Origin of the sequence: Paenibacillus hodogayensis (genome assembly GCF_039536325.1) — a bacterium.
In the GTDB taxonomy this organism is placed as follows: domain Bacteria; phylum Bacillota; class Bacilli; order Paenibacillales; family NBRC-103111; genus Paenibacillus_AB; species Paenibacillus_AB hodogayensis.
The window spans coordinates 48,568-66,807 of the sequence record NZ_BAAAYO010000001.1 but is presented as its reverse complement, the minus strand read 5'-3'; the positions used below and the strand labels follow the sequence as shown (position 1 = coordinate 66,807).

Below are 18,240 nucleotides of genomic sequence, written 5' to 3'. Positions count from 1 at the left end.
CCGTTTCCGGCGCGCGTTTTTTTGCGCTGTATGACGGAGGTCGGTCAACCGTATTCCCCGGAGCTACTCCTGACGGACATAACGCTTGCGAAAATCTCTGGGCGTAAACCCGCTCTTTTCCTTAAACATTTTGTCAAAATAATTAATGTTGCAAAACCCGCAAAGCTCGGCAATCTCGGAAATGGACCTTTCCTCGTCGAGCAGCAGGCGCTTGGCGCGGTCGATCCGCAGCTGAATCAAATATTGAACGGGCGGCAAGCCGAATACTTTTTTGAACAGGCTCGAAAAATAGTAAAGACTCATGTTCACTTTTTGGCAAACCGATTCCATATACACTTTGTCGGCAAGATGTTCTTCCATATAGTCGATGGCCGGCTTCAGCCGCATGTATTGGTTGGCATACTGACGGGGAGGGTTACTGTTGAAATCTTGCTGATATAACCGCAGCATAGGAACAATAATTCGGAACAGACAGGAGAGAATGGTGTATTCATGCCCCACTTGCGCCGTTGTGAATTCCTGGTAGGCGTTCTCCATCTCGGTATTCAGTTCCGCCCACAGCGGATGGGTGTGCGCATACCGGTTGGCGACGGTGTTCGAACGAAGAAAGAGGGAGAGCAAGTGTCTCGTTTCCAAGTTTTCCGAGTTTTCCAAGAAATTCAACAGCGCTTTATCGAACACCATCCCTTGAATAATCCCGTTGACTCCCGGAGCACAAGTGACGGAATGAATTTGGCAGCTGTTGATAAAATAAATTTCGCCGGTTTCGGCGGTAAAGTTATGTTGATCGATTTGAATCTGAACCGGACCATGTACAATTTTGATAAGCTCAAAATGCTCATGCCAATGGGAAGCCACAAGAACATTGCGATCCCGCTGGATGCTCATTTTAAATGGAAAGCGCTTTCCTTCAAACGTTTCGATTTTCTTGTTTGCCGCAACAAGCATGGGCAAGACCTCCTCGCACTTGTGAAAAACGGGCAGCATTCTCTGATTATATCACGAACCGCTTCAGCCGTATTAAAAAACCTTCGAAACCGCCGAGAAGCGGGTTCGAAGGTTTTGCGCCGTCACGCTACGACGTATGGACGGGACTGGCATTCGGCTCATGCAGCTTGTAAATCGAATGGATGGAGAGCGTCTGCCGTCCGCCGGCGGCGTCTTGGGGCTGATTAACGGTTTAGCAGCTTCCGCCGATGCCGGGCAGCGCCTTGATCGTGATGCCGTGCGGCGTTCCGCCGACCTTGATGCGTTCCAAAGGCTTGCGGGCTTGCGTATCGATGACGGCCACCTCGTTCGAGCCGCTCAAGGTGACATAAGCCTTGGTCTGCTGGCGGTTGTACGCGATGTGCCGCGCTCCGGGCAGATCGGTTAACGTTTGCAGCGGCTTGCCGCCCGCCAGATCGACGAACGTTACGGCATTTCCTTCCATGGAAGTCACGATCGCGCTTTGCCCGTCCTCCGCGACGACCACATCGGTCGCGCCCGGAGCGACGGCGATTTTCGACTCCAGCTTGCCGGTGTCCGTGCTGTAGATTTCCAGCGTGCCGTCTCCGGCGGCCGGCACGAACAGCTTCTTGCCGTCGTCGCTGACTTTGACGGCGCGCGGCGTTTTGCCGGTCGGGATCGTGAGCGTCGTCTGCTTCGTTTTCACATTCACGACATACACTTTATTGTTCTCATGATCGCTCACATACAGCTTGTCGCCGAACAGGCTCATATAGTTGGTCTTCGCTCCTGTTCCGAGATCGATCGTTCCGGCTTCCTTGCGCTCCTTCGTATCGACGAGGTAGACGAATTGATCGGCCACCGCGGCCACATACAGCGTCTTGTTGTCCGGCGACAGCACCATGCCGTGCGGCATCGGCCCGACCGGAACTTCTTTCTCCACCTTCAGCGTCTGCGTATTGATAATCGAGACGGTGCTGCTGTTCATATTGGCCGCGTACGCCTCCCGCATCGTGCTGGAGAAGACGACGGTCGTCGGCGATTCGGACAGCTTGACGGAGCCGACCACTTTCCCTGTCGGTACATCGATAACCGACAAATTATTTTCTTTCTCGCTAGGCACATAAAATTGCACGGCAGTCAGCTTGCCCGCCTCCGTCTGAACGGTGGAAGTGTCGCCGCCCGTCTGGCCGCCTCCGGCCTGCAGGCGAGCTCGGGCCTGTTCTTTCGTCTCCATCGCGCAGCCGCCGACCAGCAAAGCAATAGCCAAGCTGACTGCCGCCACGATGTTCTTTCGGTTTCTCATCGGATTTCTCTACCCCACTCTGTTGGATTGTCCAGTAAATTAAACCTTGTAAAACGCTAGGGATAGATGTATTATACAGGGGAACTACCATTTGTGGCAAGAAGCAGAGGATAAAGGGGAGAAACTTCTATGAAAAGTAAGCTGGCACTGTTATCATTAATCGTATTGACGGGAATCGCGGCCGCTTGCAGCAGCAAGCCCGAGAGCAGCCCTGTAAATGCCGGGACGCCGTCCGGAACCAAGCCGGCGGTGCAGGAAGCCAAGGCTTCGGACACGTATCCGAACGCGCAATTGCTGGCGGACGTCAAGTGGGTCGAGGAGCATCTGAAAGACGCCAACGTGAAAATTATCGACGCCCGTTCCAAGGGCTACGAGCAAGGACATATTCCGGGGGCCGTGTCGGTTAACGCTGGACTGCTGAAGGATGCCAAGAACCCGACGATCGCCTCGAAGGAAGCCGTTACCGAGTTGTTCCAGAAGGCGGGCGTCAACAGCGACTCTACCATTCTCGTCTATGACGAGGGCGGCGCCGGGAATTCCGCGACCCGGATCTTCTACGGTCTGGAATATTACGGCCTGAAGGACAAGGTGAAAGTGCTGAACGGCGGCTATCTGGCCTGGACGACAGCCAGCAAGGAAATATCGACCGAAGCGCCTACGGTGGCAAAGGGGAGCTTTACGGCCCAGCCTAACGATAAGCTCATTACGACGAAGGAACAGCTTCTGAACGCCAACCTGGCCCAGTGCACCGTCGTGGATACGCGTTCGTCCAAGGAATTCACCGGCGAAGATTTGCGCGGCAACAAGAACGGCGGCCACGTGAACGGCGCGATCAATACCGAGTGGAGCCAAGCGGTCGATGCTACGCCGACGGACGGCATCCCGAAATTCAAGAACTACAAGGATTTAACCGCGTTGTACACTGCAGCGGGGATTACGGACAAGGACAAGACCGTCATTCCTTACTGCCAGACGAACATTCGCGGAGCGCACACTTATTTTACACTAAGACTGCTCGGATTCAAAGACGTTCGTCCGTATGAAGGCTCGATGGCTGAATGGGCCAATGCCGACGACGCGCCGTTAGTCAAGTAAAAGGAGGTCAACCCCGTACATGGCTGAACGTATTGAAAATGTATCCCACCTGGATTGGCGGGAGCTGAAGGATGTATTGGAGGATGGAGAGCGGGCAGCGATCGTAATCGACGTCCGTGAGCCGGAGGAGTACGAGGAGGCGCACATCGGCGGCCTTCCGCTTATTCCGATGGGCGATATTATCGATTGGACCGAGAAGCTCGATCCCGAGCGGGAATACGTCTTCGTATGCCGCAGCGGACGCCGCAGTCTTGAAGTGGCGAAATATTTCCAGAACAACGGCTTCGGCCGCGTGCACAATTTCGCCGGAGGCATGCTGAGCTGGGCTGCGGAAGGCAACACGATCGCGACCGGACCTGCGGAGGATATCGACAGCTTCGGCTTGGAGGACAAGAAGGGGGAGAGCGGGAAATGAGCTTGAGCGAACAAGAACTGCTGGAACTGAAACCGGATCATATCGTGGATGCGGTGGGCGAGGTATGCCCGCATACGCTGAATTTGGCGCTGGAAGGCTTGAAGAAAGCGAAGTCCGGGGAGATCGTGGTTGAGATTACCGATCACAGCATCGCCACGAAGACGATACCGGCTGCCGTCAAGATGAACAAAATCGGCGAATTTTTAGGGGTCGCCAAGAAAAAAGGCCAATACCACATTTTCGTCAAGAAGGCATAACGCACATAAACAATTAAGGGTGGTTGGCATTCATGGCTTATACGTGGGACGTCTTCCTGCTTGCCGCCTTCTTCGGCTTTGCATACGGCTTCTTGCTGCAAAAGGCGGACTTCTGCTTCGTCGCTTCAATTCGCGACTGGATCAGCGTCCGCGACACGCGCATTCTGAACGGCGTGCTCGTGCTCATCGGCACGGCGCTCCTTGGCTGGGCGCTCGTGCTGACGACCGGCGCGAAAGGCATCGCCGACTTGTGGACCGTTCCGGTCAGCGGAGGGAACCTGCTAGGCGGCATCCTGTTCGGCATCGGCATGACGGTGGCCGGCGGCTGCGGATCCGGCACGCTGTACCGGTGCGGCATGGGCTACGTGCAGTTCTGGATCGTGCTTCTGTGCGCGATCGCCGGCAATCTGCTGTTCGCTCTCGTCTACGATCCGTGGGGACGGAACGTGCTCAATCCGCTGACCATCGCAGATTCCGGCTATACGCTGTATAACCTGCCGCTGCCGGTGTACGCGATACCGGTGTTGATCGTACTGGTCATGGTTGCCATCTCGATCGCCCGTTTCGGCATTCGCGGCTTCGGACAGGGGATCAAGAGCGCTTTGACGGATTGGGAAGGCAATCCGTTCAAGCAATCGCATTGGGATATTCGTCTGGTCGCCTTTCTGATCGGCGTCGTGGCGACGGTTCAGTTCGCGGTCATGTCCAATGTCGGCATTACCGGACCGGAGACGCGCATTGGCGCGGTAGCGGTGGCTCAAGTATTCGGCGACGATTTCGTCTTCAACAATACGTACCTGAACGCGTTGTTCGCCGATTTTCCGAAGGTAGGCCTCGGGCCGGAAGAAACGCTCGTTATTTTTCTCGTCATCGGCTCGATGAGCGCCGCGCTGCTGAGCGGCAGCTTCAAGCTGCGTCTGCCGCGCAAGTCGCGTCTGCCTGCCGCCATTTTCGGCGGTTTGCTGATGGGCGTCTCGTCGCGGATCGCGCCGGGCTGCAACATCGCGAACGTCATTACCGGCATCGGCGCGCTTTCGATCAGCAGCGTGCTCGTGCTGGTCGGTATGATCATCGGTATTTTTATCGTCGTGGCTTATGTGTTCAAAATGCCGCTTATGCTGTTCCGGAAGGACGATTCCTTCGGAGCTTGATAACGCGGCGGCAATTCCCGCTTCTGACGGAGACACGGCCCGCAGCAACCCTCTTGCGCCGGCCGGCTCCTGGAGGCGTTTTTTTTGTTACAAAGAGTCTCTGTCTCTGCTAGTGAAGCGGGGGAGAGACTTTTTTATTTTTTGTTATGAATGCTAATGATGGATTACGTTCTGCGTTGCAGTCTCGCGTGAACGATGGCGGCACTCCTATTCGTGCTACTGCCGAAATCCAGGAACAAACCATAAGGGCCGGCCGGTAGGTTTGGGGGGCGGCAACCCGGCCGAAACCGGGGGAATAGGAGTCGGCACCCCGCCCGAAACCGGGGGGTTGGAGGCCGGTGGGCCGGAGTTAGTGCTCTTTTGAGCATTAGGGAGCGGCAAACTGGCATGTTTTACGGAAATAACTCTCTTTCGAACACTACGGAGTCGGGACCACGGCCGAAACGGGGGGTATGGGGGCCCGTGGCCCGGAGTTAGTGCTCTTTTGAGCATTAGGACGCGGCAAACTGGCATTTTTAGCGGGAATAACTCTCTTTCGAACACTACGGAGTCGGGACCCCGGCCGAAACGGGGGGTATGGGGGCCCGTGGCCCGGAGTTAGTGCTCTTTTGAGCATTAGGACGCGGCAAACTGGCATTTTTAGCGGGAATAACGCTCTTTCGCACACTACGGAGTCAGGACCCCGGCCGAAACGGGGGGTATGGGGGCCCGTGGCCCGGAGTTAGTGCTCTTTTGAGCATTAGGACGCGGCAAACTGGCATTTTTAGGGGGAATAACGCTCTTTCGCACACTACGCATTCGGCGCCCCGGGAGAGGCCGCTTGGCGTATGGATGACCCTCGGCGCAGCAGCTTTTGCTTTGGCTAACGCACGGACCTGCTACGAAACACGGGCCTGTTACGTAAAGCGGGCCTATTACGTGCTACGGGGGTTGCTTTTGCAGCTTTAGGCGTGCGTACGGCCGCCCGGCTGTCCGCCGCTCTCCGGCTCTGCGGCAATTTCCGCCTTGCGGTAATCGCTAGGCGTCAAACCGGTCACTTTTTTGAACATGCGGATGAACGAGGTGACATTGACGTACCCGACCCGCGTCGCAATATCGCGCACCTGAACGTTCGATCTGCCCAGCAGCTCCTTGGCCTTTTTGATGCGCACCTCGTTCAGAAGGTCGGAGAAATTGCTGCCGGTTTTTTCCTTGATGTAACGCGATACGTAGCTGGGGGTAAGCCCGAGCCGGTCGGCGATCCTATCCAGCGACAAGTCCTCGTTGTACCGCTGCCGGATCGTGTCTGTGACGAACTCCACGATCGTGTCCTTCTCTTCCTTCTTGTCGGCCAGCTTGCCCGCGGCGTAACGGACGAAACGGTCGAGGAGCTGCTGAAGCTCTTCGAGGGTGGCGCATTCCTTCAGCTCCGGGTACGGAGAGAGCCGGTCGAGGACGGCGCCGATTTCCACGTTGGCGGCGGCCATCAGCTTGACCGTCTTGGCCACGACCTCCTTGGCGCAGGCAAGCATCTGCTCGCCGGTTGCCCCTTCCTTGCTCATTCGCTGCAGCATGCGATTCAGCAGCATCGTGGCCCGCTCGCCTTGCCCGGCTTGCAGGTTGGCATACAGCTCCTGCTCCTGCGCCGGGGGAAATCCGGCATGCAGCGGCTCCGGCCCGAGCGACGTCAAGATCTGCGTCTCGCCAAGCAGCTTGCGGCGTCCGACCATTTCCGCCATTTCCCCGTAAGTATCTCCGATCGGTCCCGCACTGTGCAGTTGCGGACGGAATGCCAGCGTCAGGTAGCAGTATTCCTTGTCCCGGTCGAACGTTAGCCTCAGTCTCTCCAACACTTTCCATACGTCCTGCACGTCCTTGTCCGTGAACAGGAGGGACAACAGCCGGTCTTTCTCCACCAAGAGCGTAACCGATTCGGGAAACGTCTCGGCCATGGACACGCTGATGAACTCCTTAATGAAGCGCGCCGCTTTGTCCTGCTCGGCGGCATGCAGCTCGCGGAACTGCCGCGTCATCGACAGACGGAATACGATCATATAGTAAGGATGCTCGGCGGATAAATCGTTCGGCTGCGCGTAAACGCTGTTCAGCTTACGTATGTATCCTTCTGCGGGCGGCAGCTGCGGATCACGGCCGGAAGTCCGGTTGGCGCGCAGAAACTGCTTGATATTCTGGTCGATGAAATGCAGTTCGTCGCCTTTACCGCGGGCCGGCAGCAGCGGCTCGGGACTGGCCCGCTGAATCGTCTGGATGATGTTCTGGATCGGCGTATAGAAGCGGATGCTGACGAAGACGGACAGCGTGATGCTGACAACGAGCGCCAACACGAGCAGCACAGACAGCATGACATTGATCCGGGACATCTGGCCGGATATATCGGCGTTCGGGATGACAAGGATATACGACAAGCCGGTGACGGCACCTTTGCGGTAAAAATAATAAGACTGGTCGGCCTTGACGTAGTCGCGGGTTCCGTCTAGTCCGGCGGGCAGCGTCGCGGGCAGAGCCGAAGCGGCGGCGGAGCGGAATACTGGACTCCTGTCGGAACCGATGAGATGGAGCTGCGCTTGGCCGATGCTGCTGAACGCTCCGAACATTTTATCCGCATCGAGCAGCGCGGTAATATAAATATCTTCGTTGGTCGTCGATTTGAGGACAAACGGGATCAAGCGGCCGATCGGGCTGTTCTGCGAATTGTAGAAGTCGGCTGCGGCATATACCCGCATCTGGTAGCGCAGATCGAACTGCTTCCGCCAAAACTCCGGACCGTACGCCTCGCTGCGATACGATTGGACATAAAGCGAATCGAGCCGGTCGGGACCTCCCTGATGGATCAGAAAATGGCCCTGTTTGTATTGAATGATCAAATCTTGAAGGTACAGCATCTCGTTCTCGCGAATATCTCTAATACGCCTGACAAGCTGGTTGACCGCATCGTTCGCCAAGGAACGGTCGGGGTCCTGCCAATACGTCAGCTGGTTGTGAAAAAAAAGCCCGACTAGCATCAACTGCACCGTCTGGAACTGCTTCTCGTATTGTTCGACGATATGGTTCAGGTTTTGAGTGCTGTTGGTCGTGATTTCTTGACGGAGGTTGCGATAAAAAAAGGTGTACGATAGCACATTGAAGGAAAGCAACAGAACGATAACGGCCAGAAAACCGGCCAGCAGCTTCGTAAACAGCGAATTCGCTCTCAAAGCCGTTCCTCCTTGCGCTATTTTTGAAAACGTTTACTGCCCATCTAAACAATCGTATTACGCGGGAGATACGGCGTCAAGTCATTCCCGATTTACATTTGATGCACAAGTTCACCATTTTTCACTTGCGACAACAATAGCTAAGGAATACAAAATACGTTACTGGCGCGACATCCCGCGGCGATTTATGGTGGAGGCAGGGCTTCCCGGGATTATGCCGGGAAGCCGCCGCCTTCAACGTGTTCGGTCTGCGGGTGCCGTTTTCCGGGCGTGGGAAAAGGAGAGAGGGTCATGAGAGGAGCGAAAGGTTGCGGATCGGGAAGGCGTCTTCTGGCGCACGGGGCGATGGCGGCGATTGTCTGCTTGGGGCTTGCTGGCTGCGCGGACGAAGCCGGGATCAAGCCGGAAGCGCCTATTGTCGATCGCGCCGGGCCGCACGGACAAGCGAAGTACAACCCGCCAATCGAGCTGACGACGGTCGGGACGTCGCAGGGGGTGCCGGTATATGGAGAAGGCGACGATATGAACGACAATGAGTGGACGCGGTATTTGCGCGACAATCTGGGCATTATCGTTCGAAAACGGTGGGAAGCACCCGGAGATCAAGTGGAGCAGAAGACGAACCAGATGATCGCCTCCGGCGACATCCCGGACTTCTTCATTGTGAACCTGACTCAGCTTGCGCAGCTGCAGCGTGCGGACCTGATCGAGCCGTTGACCGCCGTGTATGCGCAACACGCCTCGCCAGCCGTGCGCGCCGTGATCGAACAGGCCGGCCCGGAGGTGTTGGAGGCGGCCCGCATCCATGGCGAACTGATGGGCATTCCGTTCACCGGCGTAGCCAAAGAGTCGGTTCCCGTCCTGTGGCTGCGCGAGGATTGGCGGCTGAAGCTGGGGCTGCCGAAGCCGGAGACGATGGACGACCTGCTGCGGATCGCCGAAAGGTTCGCCGCCGGAGATCCGGACGGAAACGGTCGGCGGGACACCTACGGACTCGGTCTGGACAAAAACTTGGGCATGGCTATAGGCTTTTTCAACGGCTTTCATGCGTACAAAGGCACTTGGATCAGCCGGGCGGCCGGCCGGTTAGCCTACGGCAGCATCCAGCCGGAAATGAAATTCGCCCTCGGCCGGCTGCGGGACATGTATCTCGCCGGTCAGATCGACGAAGAGTTCGGAATCAAGGAAACGGCCAAAGTATACGACACGATGGGGAGCGGCCGGCTCGGAATGGCTTTCGGCACGATTTCGGCGACGAGCTTCTACCAGCAGACGCCGGACAGCCGCTGGTTCGCCTACGCGGTGCCGTCCTACGGCTCGGAGAAGACGATGGTTCAGCACGGACTGAACGTCGTTACGGGATTTTGGGTCGTAAAAAAGGGCAACCCGCATCCTGAGGCGATTTTGCGCATGGCGGACGAATTCGTCGACAAGTTTTATACGAATACGAAGGACGAAGTGTACAAACGGTTCAACTACGATATCGACACACGGACGTCGGTATGGATGCAGGCGCCAGTGAAGCTGTACAAATCGTATAAAAACGCCGAGATTTCCGCCCATCTCGAGCCGTTCCTGACTCGCGGCACCCCGCCCACGGAGACGGAACGAGCCGCTCTGACGCCCGAGGAGCGGGAAAAATACGGGCAAATCCAAGATTATTTGACCGGCAGGTCGACGGACTGGACCGTCATCGCCCGCAACGGCCTTGCCGGCGGAGGTACCGTCATCATGGACTATGTCCGGAACGGACAAATGCTGCCGAACCGCTTCTACGGTTCGCCCACCAAAACGATGGCGCAGAGGCAGATCAACTTGTCCAAGCTGGAAGAAGACGCATTCACGAAAATCATTATGGGCGCCCCCTTGGACGACTTCGACCGGTTCGTCGAAGACTGGAAACGTCTCGGCGGCGACGAGATAACGAAGGAAGTCAACGAGTGGGCGAATACGAATAACGCCGGAGGTTGAGGATGGCGATAGGAGGAAGAATAGGATGGCCCGATATGTGAAAATCAGTTGTTTGTCGGCTCCGCAATTGAGAGTCGATCCGCAAACCGATTTGGAAGAGACGGTCGAGCGCATGATTCGCTACTGGGAGACGCAGCTGGAGCAGGTACTGCCGGACCAGCCCGATCTCATCGTCTTGCCGGAATGCTGCGACCGGCCGGAGAGCTCCGGCTACCCGCTGGAGCGAAGAACGGCCTATTACCGGCACCGGGGCGACCGGATTCGCGATTATTTCGCCGGAGTGGCCGCCAGCCATAGCTGCTATATCGCTTATTCCGCCATACGGGAGCTGCCGGACGGCTCGTTTCGCAACTCGACGCAGCTTCTGGACCGTCAAGGCAACGTAGCCGGGGTGTATAACAAGAACCATCTGGTCGAAAGCGAAAGGACGAAGGCGGATATGCTTTATGGCAAAGACGCGTCCGTCTTTCAAACCGACTTCGGCACGGTCGCCTGTGCCATCTGCTTCGACTTGAACTTCGACCGGCTGCGGGAACAATACGTGCGGCAGCGGCCCGATCTGATTCTGTTCTCGTCCGCGTATCACGGAGGGCTGATGCAGCAATATTGGGCGTACAGCTGCCGCGCCCATTTCGCCGGCTCGGTGTATACCCATGCGCCGAGCTCGATCCTGTCGCCGGTGGGCGAGATTATCGCTACAAGCACGAATTACTATCACTATGTCACGTCCACGGTCAATCTGGATTGCGCGGTCATTCATATCGATTACAACGGCGCCCACTTCCGGCGCATGAAGAACAAGTACGGGGACAAAATCCGCATACACGATCCCGGACTGCTCGGTTCCGTTCTGCTTTCCAGCGAAACCGACGAGTTCACCGTTAACGAGCTGATCCGCGAATTCGGCCTCGAGCAGCTCGACGATTATTGGCAAAGGGCGCTAGAGCACCGCTGCGCCTCCGGCAATCTGGAGGAGTAGGGCGTCGGAAAACGTCGTACAAAGAACCATTTCAGCAACAAAACCATAGGGGGAATGCATGTGCGGAATTTCATTAATTATGAAAGCGCTACCATTATGTTGATGCTCGCCGCCCTTACCGCCGGCTGCACGGGAGGCGGCGCAGCGAAGCCGGCGGACGTGCCGGCTGCGAAGCAGGAGAGCACGGCACCGAACGCTTCGGCCAAGCCGGATCCGGTTACGGTGCGCATTGCCGCGAACAAGGCGGCCTTGACCCCGGAGGAGATCAAGATGTACATCGCTGATCCGGTCGCCAAGCTGTATCCGCACATTCGCATCGAAATGATCGATACCGCAGAGAAAGGCAAGACGCTGACCGACCTTGTGGCCGCCAAAGACATTCCGGACATTTACGCCAATTTCCCGCTCAATATGAACGAGCTGGTCGACCTGAAGCTGGCCTTTAATATGGAGGAATTGATCAAAACGTACAAATTCGACCTGAACCGGATTCAGCCGGAGTTCATCGAGTCGATCAAGATCGGCAGCAGTCTCGATTATTTGGCCGGCTTGCCGATGTTCAATCAGTCCTTTGCCTTGTTTTACAATAAGGATTTGTTCGGCAAGCTAGCCGTGCCGTTTCCGAAGGACGGTATGACCTGGGAGCAGACGCGCGATCTGGCCGTCAAACTGACGCGCAGCGAGGGCGGCGTGCAGTATTGGGGTCTGTGGCCGGACGGCGTTTACCGCGGCGCCTATCAGATCGGCCTGCCTTGGGCGGACTTCAAGGCAAACAAAGCCGTTTTTCAGAGCGACAGCTGGAAAGACTTATTTACAATGTGGTATGACCTGTACAAAATCCCGGGTTATGCGCCCAAAGGCACGAACTACACGAAGGAATTCAACGAAGGCAGGCTCGCGATGATGAGCGGCTCGACCTCTACGCTGAAAAACATGCTGGACGTCAAAGACCTGAATTGGGACGTCGTGACGTATCCGCAAAATCCGAAAGCGCCCGGCGTCGGCCAGCGGGTCGATTCGTTCGTGCTGGCGGTGACGTCCCAAAGCAAGCAGAAGGAAGCGGCGTTCCAGGTGATTTCCGTCGTGCTGTCCGACGAGGTGCAGTCGCTCATGTCGCGCAACGCGCGCTTGTCGGTACTGAAGGATACGAAAATACAGAACGAGTTCGGTCAAAATGTAACCGGATTCCAATCCAAAAACGTAATCGCTTTCACGAAGCCGAAGCTGGCGGTCCTGCAGACGTTCAAAAACTTGCCGGCCGCCACGATCGCCATCCAAGCGTTCGAGTCGATGCTTTATGACGGCAAAGATGTCAACACCGCTTTGCGGGAAGCCGACGAGAAGATGAACCAGGAAATCCAGAAGGTGCTGAGCCGATAAGACGATTTGCGTTATATATGCTGTTCGCGGTATTGCTTCGGCGAAATGCCGAATTTGGCGCGAAATACGCGGTGAAAATACGTGTAGCTGCCGAAGCCGGTCGATTCCGCGATTCGATCCAGGTTGGTCATCGTAAATTTGATCCGGTTGCAGGCGATGGACAGCCGAACTTCCATAGCGTATTGCATGATTGTCTGACCGAAAGCCGATTTGAACAGCGCCACCGCATGCGGAACGCTGATGCCCGCGTCTCTCGCCACGTCCTCGAGCCGGAAGGAGGACGTGGCGTTTTCCATAATATATTGCTTCATCCGTCCAACCAATTGTGACGGATTATTCACGTTCCGATCTGCCTCCGGGATCGTTCTCTCGATCATCAAGCAGAGGACGCGCAGCAAGTAGTCGGAAATGTCCGATTTATGAGGCTTCGCTCTGCGGTGCTCCTGCACGATTTCTTTAAATATCGTCATCATGCTATCGCCCAGCGGAACTTTGATGTGTCTGGGAATATCGGAGCGGACACACCATTGATCGAGCCATTCTCCGCGGCAGGACATGTAATAATTGCCGCTGATCAGCGATTTATGGACGGGCTGCTCCGCTGGCCGGATAAATTGAAAAAAGGCGACGTCTCCCGGCCGGTACAGCAGAACGTCCCCGGGCCCGATCGGAACGGTCCGGTCGCCGATCAGCGCCGTGCATTGGCCTTCCACCTGCAGCCGGAAGTAGTAATAGTTCAGTACCCGTTTAGCCGTCTGATATGGCTTGTAATGATAGGCGTAGTCCGCATGAAGGACTTCCGCCGACGTCGTATGGGGCTTGTTTGGCATCATTCCGCTCACTTCCGCTCACTTCCGCTTCCATCATCAGATTGTTCATCTTGGTCAGCATGTGGTTCATCCCCAGTATAAAACAATTTTGATACGATAACGAAGGAATTCATTGCTGAGAAAGCATGCAACTTACATTAAAGGGGAGAATCGACATGAACAAGAAGAACGCGGTACTCGTTGCCGTCATGCTGGCGGGGGCTGTGGCAACCGGGTGCGGAAGCAAGCCGCAGCAGAACGCAGGCGGCGATTCTGCGGGAGCGGCGCCGGGAACCGGGGCCGTGCAGGCGGAGAAGAAGCGCGACCCGGTCGAACTGGTCTTTTACTCAACTTCTGGCGACTTTGATGAAAGCGGTTTCGTTAAAACGTTTGGCGACAAAATAAAAGAAAAATTCCCGCATGTAACGCCCAAGTTCATTGCCTTGACCAAAGACACGGCACTCGAGAAGCTCATTACGGTCGGCCAGCCGATCGATATCCTGTTCAATTCGATCGGTCAAACGTCGGAGACACTGTTGAATTACAAGATGGAAGCCGATATCTCGGACCTGATCAAAAAAAATAATTACGATTTGTCCCGCCTGGAGCCGGTAACGGTGGATATTCAGAAACAAATCGCCAACGGGGGCATTTACGGGCTTCCGGTATTTACGACGACACTGGCATTATATTACAACAAGGACTTATTCGACAAATTTGGCGTAGCCTATCCGAAGGACGGCATGACGTGGGAAGATACGTACGAGCTGGCGCGCAAAATGTCGCGGATGGACGGATCTGTGCAATACAAAGGGCTGTCGGTTTCGTTCTCGCATACATCGCTGCTCAATTCCAAATCGGTCCCTTACGTGGACGTGAAGACGAACAAGGCGGCTTTCGCGAACGACAGCTTCAAAAACGTGTTTGAGACGCTTACGAACATTTACAATATCCAGAACAATGGCGTTACGAAAGACACGGTCAGCTATACGAAGCAGATCCAGTCGTTCGATAAGGACCAGACGACCGCGATGTTTCTTGCGCTCAGCACGCTCGGCGCGGTTCGGTTCAAGGAAGGGCTGAATTGGGACGTCGTCTCGTATCCGGTGGATAAGGATCAGCCGAACGTCGGGCCGCAGTCCTATCCGACCTATTTCTATATCAACAATGCGAGCAAAAACAAAGATGCCGCGTTCGAGGTTATCTCGTATTTGACTACCGACGAGTTCCAGAAGCATCTGGCCATGAACGGCATGTTCCCGGTCCTGAAAAACCGCGACGCCATGAAGGCGTACGGGCAGGAGCTCCCGTTCATGAAAAATAAAAATACGCAGTCGTTCTTGCCCAAGCAGTTCGCGCCGGCCGCGCCGGTCAGCAAATACCAAAGCATCGCATTCAACAATTTGAACAATGCGTATAACGCCGTGCTATTGAAGGAGAAGGACGTCAATACGGCGCTGCGGGAGCAGGAGGAGAAGACGAACAAAGATATCGAAGCTCAGTTGGCCAAATAGAGGCAGGGAAAGGAGAGATCGCTCATGCGAAAAGCTCGGAGCTTATTTGCCCGCACCGTGCATGGATTGTTGTTCGCGCTGCTTGCTGTGTCGGGCCTATGGTTCGCGCCGGCACCGGTTCATGCCGCATCCGCCCTTACGATCGACTCCCCTGCCGACGGCGGCAGCGTACCCGCCGATACTGTCCGGATATCCGGAACGTTTGCCGGCGTCACGGACATCAAACTGATCATCAATGCAGCGAGGCAGGCGGACGTGGTGACCGTCGCTCCGAACGGCGGCCATACGGGCACGTGGTACTATGACCTGAATGCCGCCGAATATGGCGACGAGATCGAGCTGTGGGCAAAAGGGGCGGATGTCGCGGACCGATCAAGCGTCTGGTCGGCTTCCGTTACGGCCCGGGTTCAACCAAATCCGGTACTGCCCCCGAAGGTCGTCATTGCAAGTCCGGTTGACGGGACAGTCGTGAGCGGTACGGTTACCAACCAGGTGGAAGTATACGGAAGCCATCCGCTCGCCGAAGTTCTGGTGCGGATCGGAGGAGGACCGTGGCAGACGGCTGTGCAGAATGGTTCCTACTACGAGCTGCCGTGGGACACCGGCGGACTTGGCGACAAGACGACCGCCATCGAAGCGAAAGCGACCGATACGACGGGAAAAACCGGCTTCAGCATGACGACGTATGCCAGAACGGGAGCCGGCACGCACGAGCCGGTTTCGCTCCGAAACCAGGACCGGGCGATGTGGATATGGGAGCCTGCGGCGTACAATCTGTTTTTGAACCCCGGTTCGAGAGACGTTTTGGACGCGTTTGCCAAAGACACCGCCACCTTTGGCTCCAATCCGATTACTACCTTGTATGTGGCGTCGGGGGGCTTCAGCGGTGTCGATATCCTGGAAGACCAGCCGGACAAAATGCGGAACTTCATCGCATGGGCCCATGATCGCGGATATCAGGTCCACGCTTTGGTTGCCGGAGGAACGTCCCCTCCTTTCTTCGGGGCGTATGCCAAATACCATGACAAAGCGACGCGGCAGGTAGAGAAAGTGATCAACTACAATCTGGCCTCGCCGGCCGCAGCCCGGTTCGACGGCGTCAACGTCGATATCGAGCCCTACATTTCCCCGGACTTCAAAAGCCCGGATCGCTTTTTGCAAAAGCAGTATTTGGACGGTTTACGCAAAATAATCGAAAGAAGAAACGTCTCGGGAGTCGGCCTCGCCATCGGACCGGCGATACCGAGATGGTACGACAGCTCGCCGACCGCAAGCGCCATCGACTGGAACGGCTCCGTGAAATGGTTATCCGAGCATGTTCAGGACATCGCCGACTATATCTCGATTATGGACTACAGGGATTCGGCGGACGGCTCCAACGGCCTGATTGCCAGCGTTCAAGGCGAGATCGCGTACGCGGCGGCTATCGGCAAACCGAATTCCGTCGTCGTCGGCGTAGAGACGATCGATGTGGCGAACACCTCTGATCCGTACACCGTCACCTTCCGGCAAAAAGGGCGTACGGCCATGGAAAAGGAACTGAACAAAGTGTATGCGGCTTTCGGCGGCGAGCCGGGCTTCGGGGGAGTCGCGGTTCACCAGTACGATTCGCTGCGGGCGCTTCCTTCCTACTGGGGACCGGGAGAAACGTATTGGAGTCCTCCTCCGGATACGGAGCCGCCTACCGCCGTAAGCGCGAGCCCGACTGCGACCGCAGTTAACTACAAGCAAATTACAGTGAGCTACGGCAGGGCGTACGACAACACGGAAGTGGACCAATACCGGATTTTTCGAAGCACGACCAGCGGCTTTACGCCCGGTCCCGCTAATCTGGCAGGGACGTCGCGAAGCCTGACGTTCCAGGACGCCGGCCTGCTGCCGGACACGACGTATTATTACAAAGTCGCGGCCGTGGACGTCAGAGGCAATGTCGGACCGGCTTCGGCGGAAGGTTCGGCCAAGACGGCAGCGTCCTCGCTAAAGCCGCTTATCGTAGACGGCATGAGGGTAACGTATAACGGCAGCGCCGCCGTCGTTACGCTGCGAGTGGCGGATTATGCTACCGGCCTACCGGTCGCCGGCAGCGTGGGTGGCCGCTTCACTTATTCGGGCGGCAGCTATGTAACGGCGGCGACAGCACCGGACGGAACGATGACGGCAAGCTCGGAAGCGGTGCCGGCCGATCGGCAGATCGGGTTTATGGTGCGCACGATCGACGTCCCGGGCTATTATTGGGCGAAAGCGTACGACAAGCCTTCGGAGGGGGCCTTGTATCCGCAAGCGGGAGCCGGTCTGGCCGCGCTTGCCGTGAGCGAAGGGACGCTGAGCCCCGGCTTTGCTCCGCTTCGGTTGTCCTATACGGTAAACGTGGGTAACGAAACGTCCGCAATATTCGTCACCCCGACTGCGGCCGCGGCTGATGCGACGATCCGGGTGAATGGCCACCCGGTCCCGAGCGGAGTGGCGTCAAGCGAAATCTCCCTTGCCGTCGGACGCAACTCGATTGAGGTTGAAGTGCAGGAGCGCAACGGGGCGATTGCGTCCTACACCGTTACGGTCGTTCGCCCCGGCGCGGTAACTAACGTATTCCCGATGACGGACACCGCTTACGTCCACGAGAATCGGCCGCAGGAGGCCATCGGCAGCCTCCCGATACTGGAGGTGATCGATGTTCCGTCCGCAGCCGTAGGTGGCGACCGGATCATCTACATGAAGGCGGATTTCTCCGGGTCGGCGGACCCGTCAGTGAGCGAAGCGAAGCTGAATTTTTATGTCGATGCGAATACGGCCAAATCCGTGGCGCTCTCCGTCGACGGCTACGCACAGGCCGCTTGGAGCGAATCGACCGTAAACTGGAACAACCGGCCTAAAGCGGGCTACGTGCCGCTCGGAACCGTGACGGTGAGCAGCGCCGGCTGGTATTCGGTTGACGTGACGGGCTTCATCCAGTCGCGCTTCGGCGGAGACAGGACGGCAACGTTTCGGATCATGGATCCGAATACGAAAAATACGCTAGTGACCATCCGGGGCAGGACGTACGCCGGCTTCGAGCCGTACTTGATCGTCAATCCGTCCAACGGCGCCAACAATCCGACGGTTTCGCTAACCGTTAACTCCGACCCGGCGCCGTAAAGGTCGGCTTTGAGGGTGGGCAGCCTCCAAGTAGGCTGTCCCGAGGGACGCGTGTTCCCCGCATGCAGACAAAGAGTCTCTTTCTCCAC

At 56.7% G+C, this 18,240-nt stretch carries 14 protein-coding genes; 10 read left to right on the top strand and 4 right to left on the bottom strand.

Translation table 11 applies throughout. The features are described from left to right. Nucleotides 1-63: 63 nt before the first annotated feature. On the bottom strand, nucleotides 64-819 hold the full coding sequence (locus ABD796_RS00230; RefSeq protein WP_425566838.1) for a helix-turn-helix domain-containing protein: 756 nt from the start codon (nucleotides 817-819) through the stop codon (nucleotides 64-66). Here ABD796_RS00230 and ABD796_RS00225 point away from each other — a divergent pair. Further along, the gene (locus ABD796_RS00225) at nucleotides 727-1,176 is read left to right on the top strand and encodes a hypothetical protein (RefSeq protein WP_344901024.1); all 450 of its coding nucleotides are present in this window, start codon (nucleotides 727-729) and stop codon (nucleotides 1,174-1,176) included. The two genes, ABD796_RS00230 and ABD796_RS00225, sit on opposite strands and share 93 nt — an antisense overlap. Nucleotides 1,177-1,180: 4 nt before the next feature. On the opposite strand, the gene ABD796_RS00220 is transcribed toward ABD796_RS00225, so the two are convergent. Then, nucleotides 1,181-2,254, bottom strand: coding sequence for a beta-propeller fold lactonase family protein (locus ABD796_RS00220; protein ID WP_344901021.1), 1,074 nt, complete (start codon nucleotides 2,252-2,254; stop codon nucleotides 1,181-1,183). Between the two features lie 129 nt (nucleotides 2,255-2,383). Here ABD796_RS00220 and ABD796_RS00215 point away from each other — a divergent pair, with 129 nt between their 5' ends. The 4 genes from ABD796_RS00215 to ABD796_RS00200 are packed head-to-tail and all read left to right on the top strand — an operon-like array spanning nucleotide 2,384 to nucleotide 5,172. Then, nucleotides 2,384-3,349, top strand: coding sequence for a sulfurtransferase (locus ABD796_RS00215; RefSeq protein ID WP_344901018.1), 966 nt, complete (start codon nucleotides 2,384-2,386; stop codon nucleotides 3,347-3,349). Nucleotides 3,350-3,368: 19 nt separating this feature from the next. After that, entirely contained in the window at nucleotides 3,369-3,764 is a 396-nt protein-coding gene (locus ABD796_RS00210; protein ID WP_344901014.1) for a rhodanese-like domain-containing protein, read from the top strand. Continuing rightward, nucleotides 3,761-4,021, top strand: a complete 261-nt coding sequence (locus tag ABD796_RS00205) for a sulfurtransferase TusA family protein (RefSeq protein ID WP_344901011.1) — start codon at nucleotides 3,761-3,763, stop codon at nucleotides 4,019-4,021. The genes ABD796_RS00210 and ABD796_RS00205 overlap by 4 nt, the downstream gene beginning before the upstream one ends. A 32-nt stretch (nucleotides 4,022-4,053) precedes the next feature. Beyond that, on the top strand, nucleotides 4,054-5,172 hold the full coding sequence (locus ABD796_RS00200) for a YeeE/YedE family protein (RefSeq protein WP_344901008.1): 1,119 nt from the start codon (nucleotides 4,054-4,056) through the stop codon (nucleotides 5,170-5,172). Nucleotides 5,173-6,116: 944 nt separating this feature from the next. Here the strand turns inward: ABD796_RS00200 and ABD796_RS00195 are convergent. Next, nucleotides 6,117-8,366 (bottom strand): helix-turn-helix domain-containing protein, encoded by a 2,250-nt coding sequence (locus ABD796_RS00195; protein ID WP_344901005.1) that lies wholly within the window; start codon nucleotides 8,364-8,366, stop codon nucleotides 6,117-6,119. Nucleotides 8,367-8,657: 291 nt separating this feature from the next. Here ABD796_RS00195 and ABD796_RS00190 point away from each other — a divergent pair, with 291 nt between their 5' ends. From ABD796_RS00190 to ABD796_RS00180, 3 genes are read left to right on the top strand one after another with little or no spacing between them, the layout of a single operon-like run. Beyond that, nucleotides 8,658-10,337 carry an extracellular solute-binding protein gene (locus tag ABD796_RS00190; RefSeq protein ID WP_344901002.1) on the top strand — a complete coding sequence of 560 codons (1,680 nt, stop codon included), beginning with the start codon at nucleotides 8,658-8,660 and terminating at the stop codon, nucleotides 10,335-10,337. Nucleotides 10,338-10,362: 25 nt separating this feature from the next. After that, nucleotides 10,363-11,316: a carbon-nitrogen hydrolase family protein gene (locus ABD796_RS00185; RefSeq protein WP_344900999.1), complete on the top strand. Its 954-nt coding sequence runs from the start codon at nucleotides 10,363-10,365 to the stop codon at nucleotides 11,314-11,316. A gap of 60 nt (nucleotides 11,317-11,376) precedes the next feature. Beyond that, on the top strand, nucleotides 11,377-12,696 hold the full coding sequence (locus tag ABD796_RS00180) for an ABC transporter substrate-binding protein (RefSeq protein ID WP_344900996.1): 1,320 nt from the start codon (nucleotides 11,377-11,379) through the stop codon (nucleotides 12,694-12,696). An 11-nt stretch (nucleotides 12,697-12,707) separates the two neighbouring features. On the opposite strand, the gene ABD796_RS00175 is transcribed toward ABD796_RS00180, so the two are convergent. Continuing rightward, a complete protein-coding gene (locus ABD796_RS00175) occupies nucleotides 12,708-13,529 on the bottom strand; it encodes a helix-turn-helix transcriptional regulator (protein ID WP_344900993.1) in 822 nt (273 codons plus the stop codon). A gap of 152 nt (nucleotides 13,530-13,681) precedes the next feature. Between ABD796_RS00175 and ABD796_RS00170 the strand changes: the two genes are divergently transcribed. Together ABD796_RS00170 and ABD796_RS00165 are read left to right on the top strand one after the other, a co-directional pair. Further along, on the top strand, nucleotides 13,682-15,019 hold the full coding sequence (locus ABD796_RS00170; RefSeq protein ID WP_344900990.1) for an ABC transporter substrate-binding protein: 1,338 nt from the start codon (nucleotides 13,682-13,684) through the stop codon (nucleotides 15,017-15,019). 24 nt (nucleotides 15,020-15,043) lie between these two features. Beyond that, nucleotides 15,044-18,151, top strand: coding sequence for a CBM96 family carbohydrate-binding protein (locus ABD796_RS00165; protein ID WP_344900987.1), 3,108 nt, complete (start codon nucleotides 15,044-15,046; stop codon nucleotides 18,149-18,151). Nucleotides 18,152-18,240 lie beyond the last annotated feature (89 nt).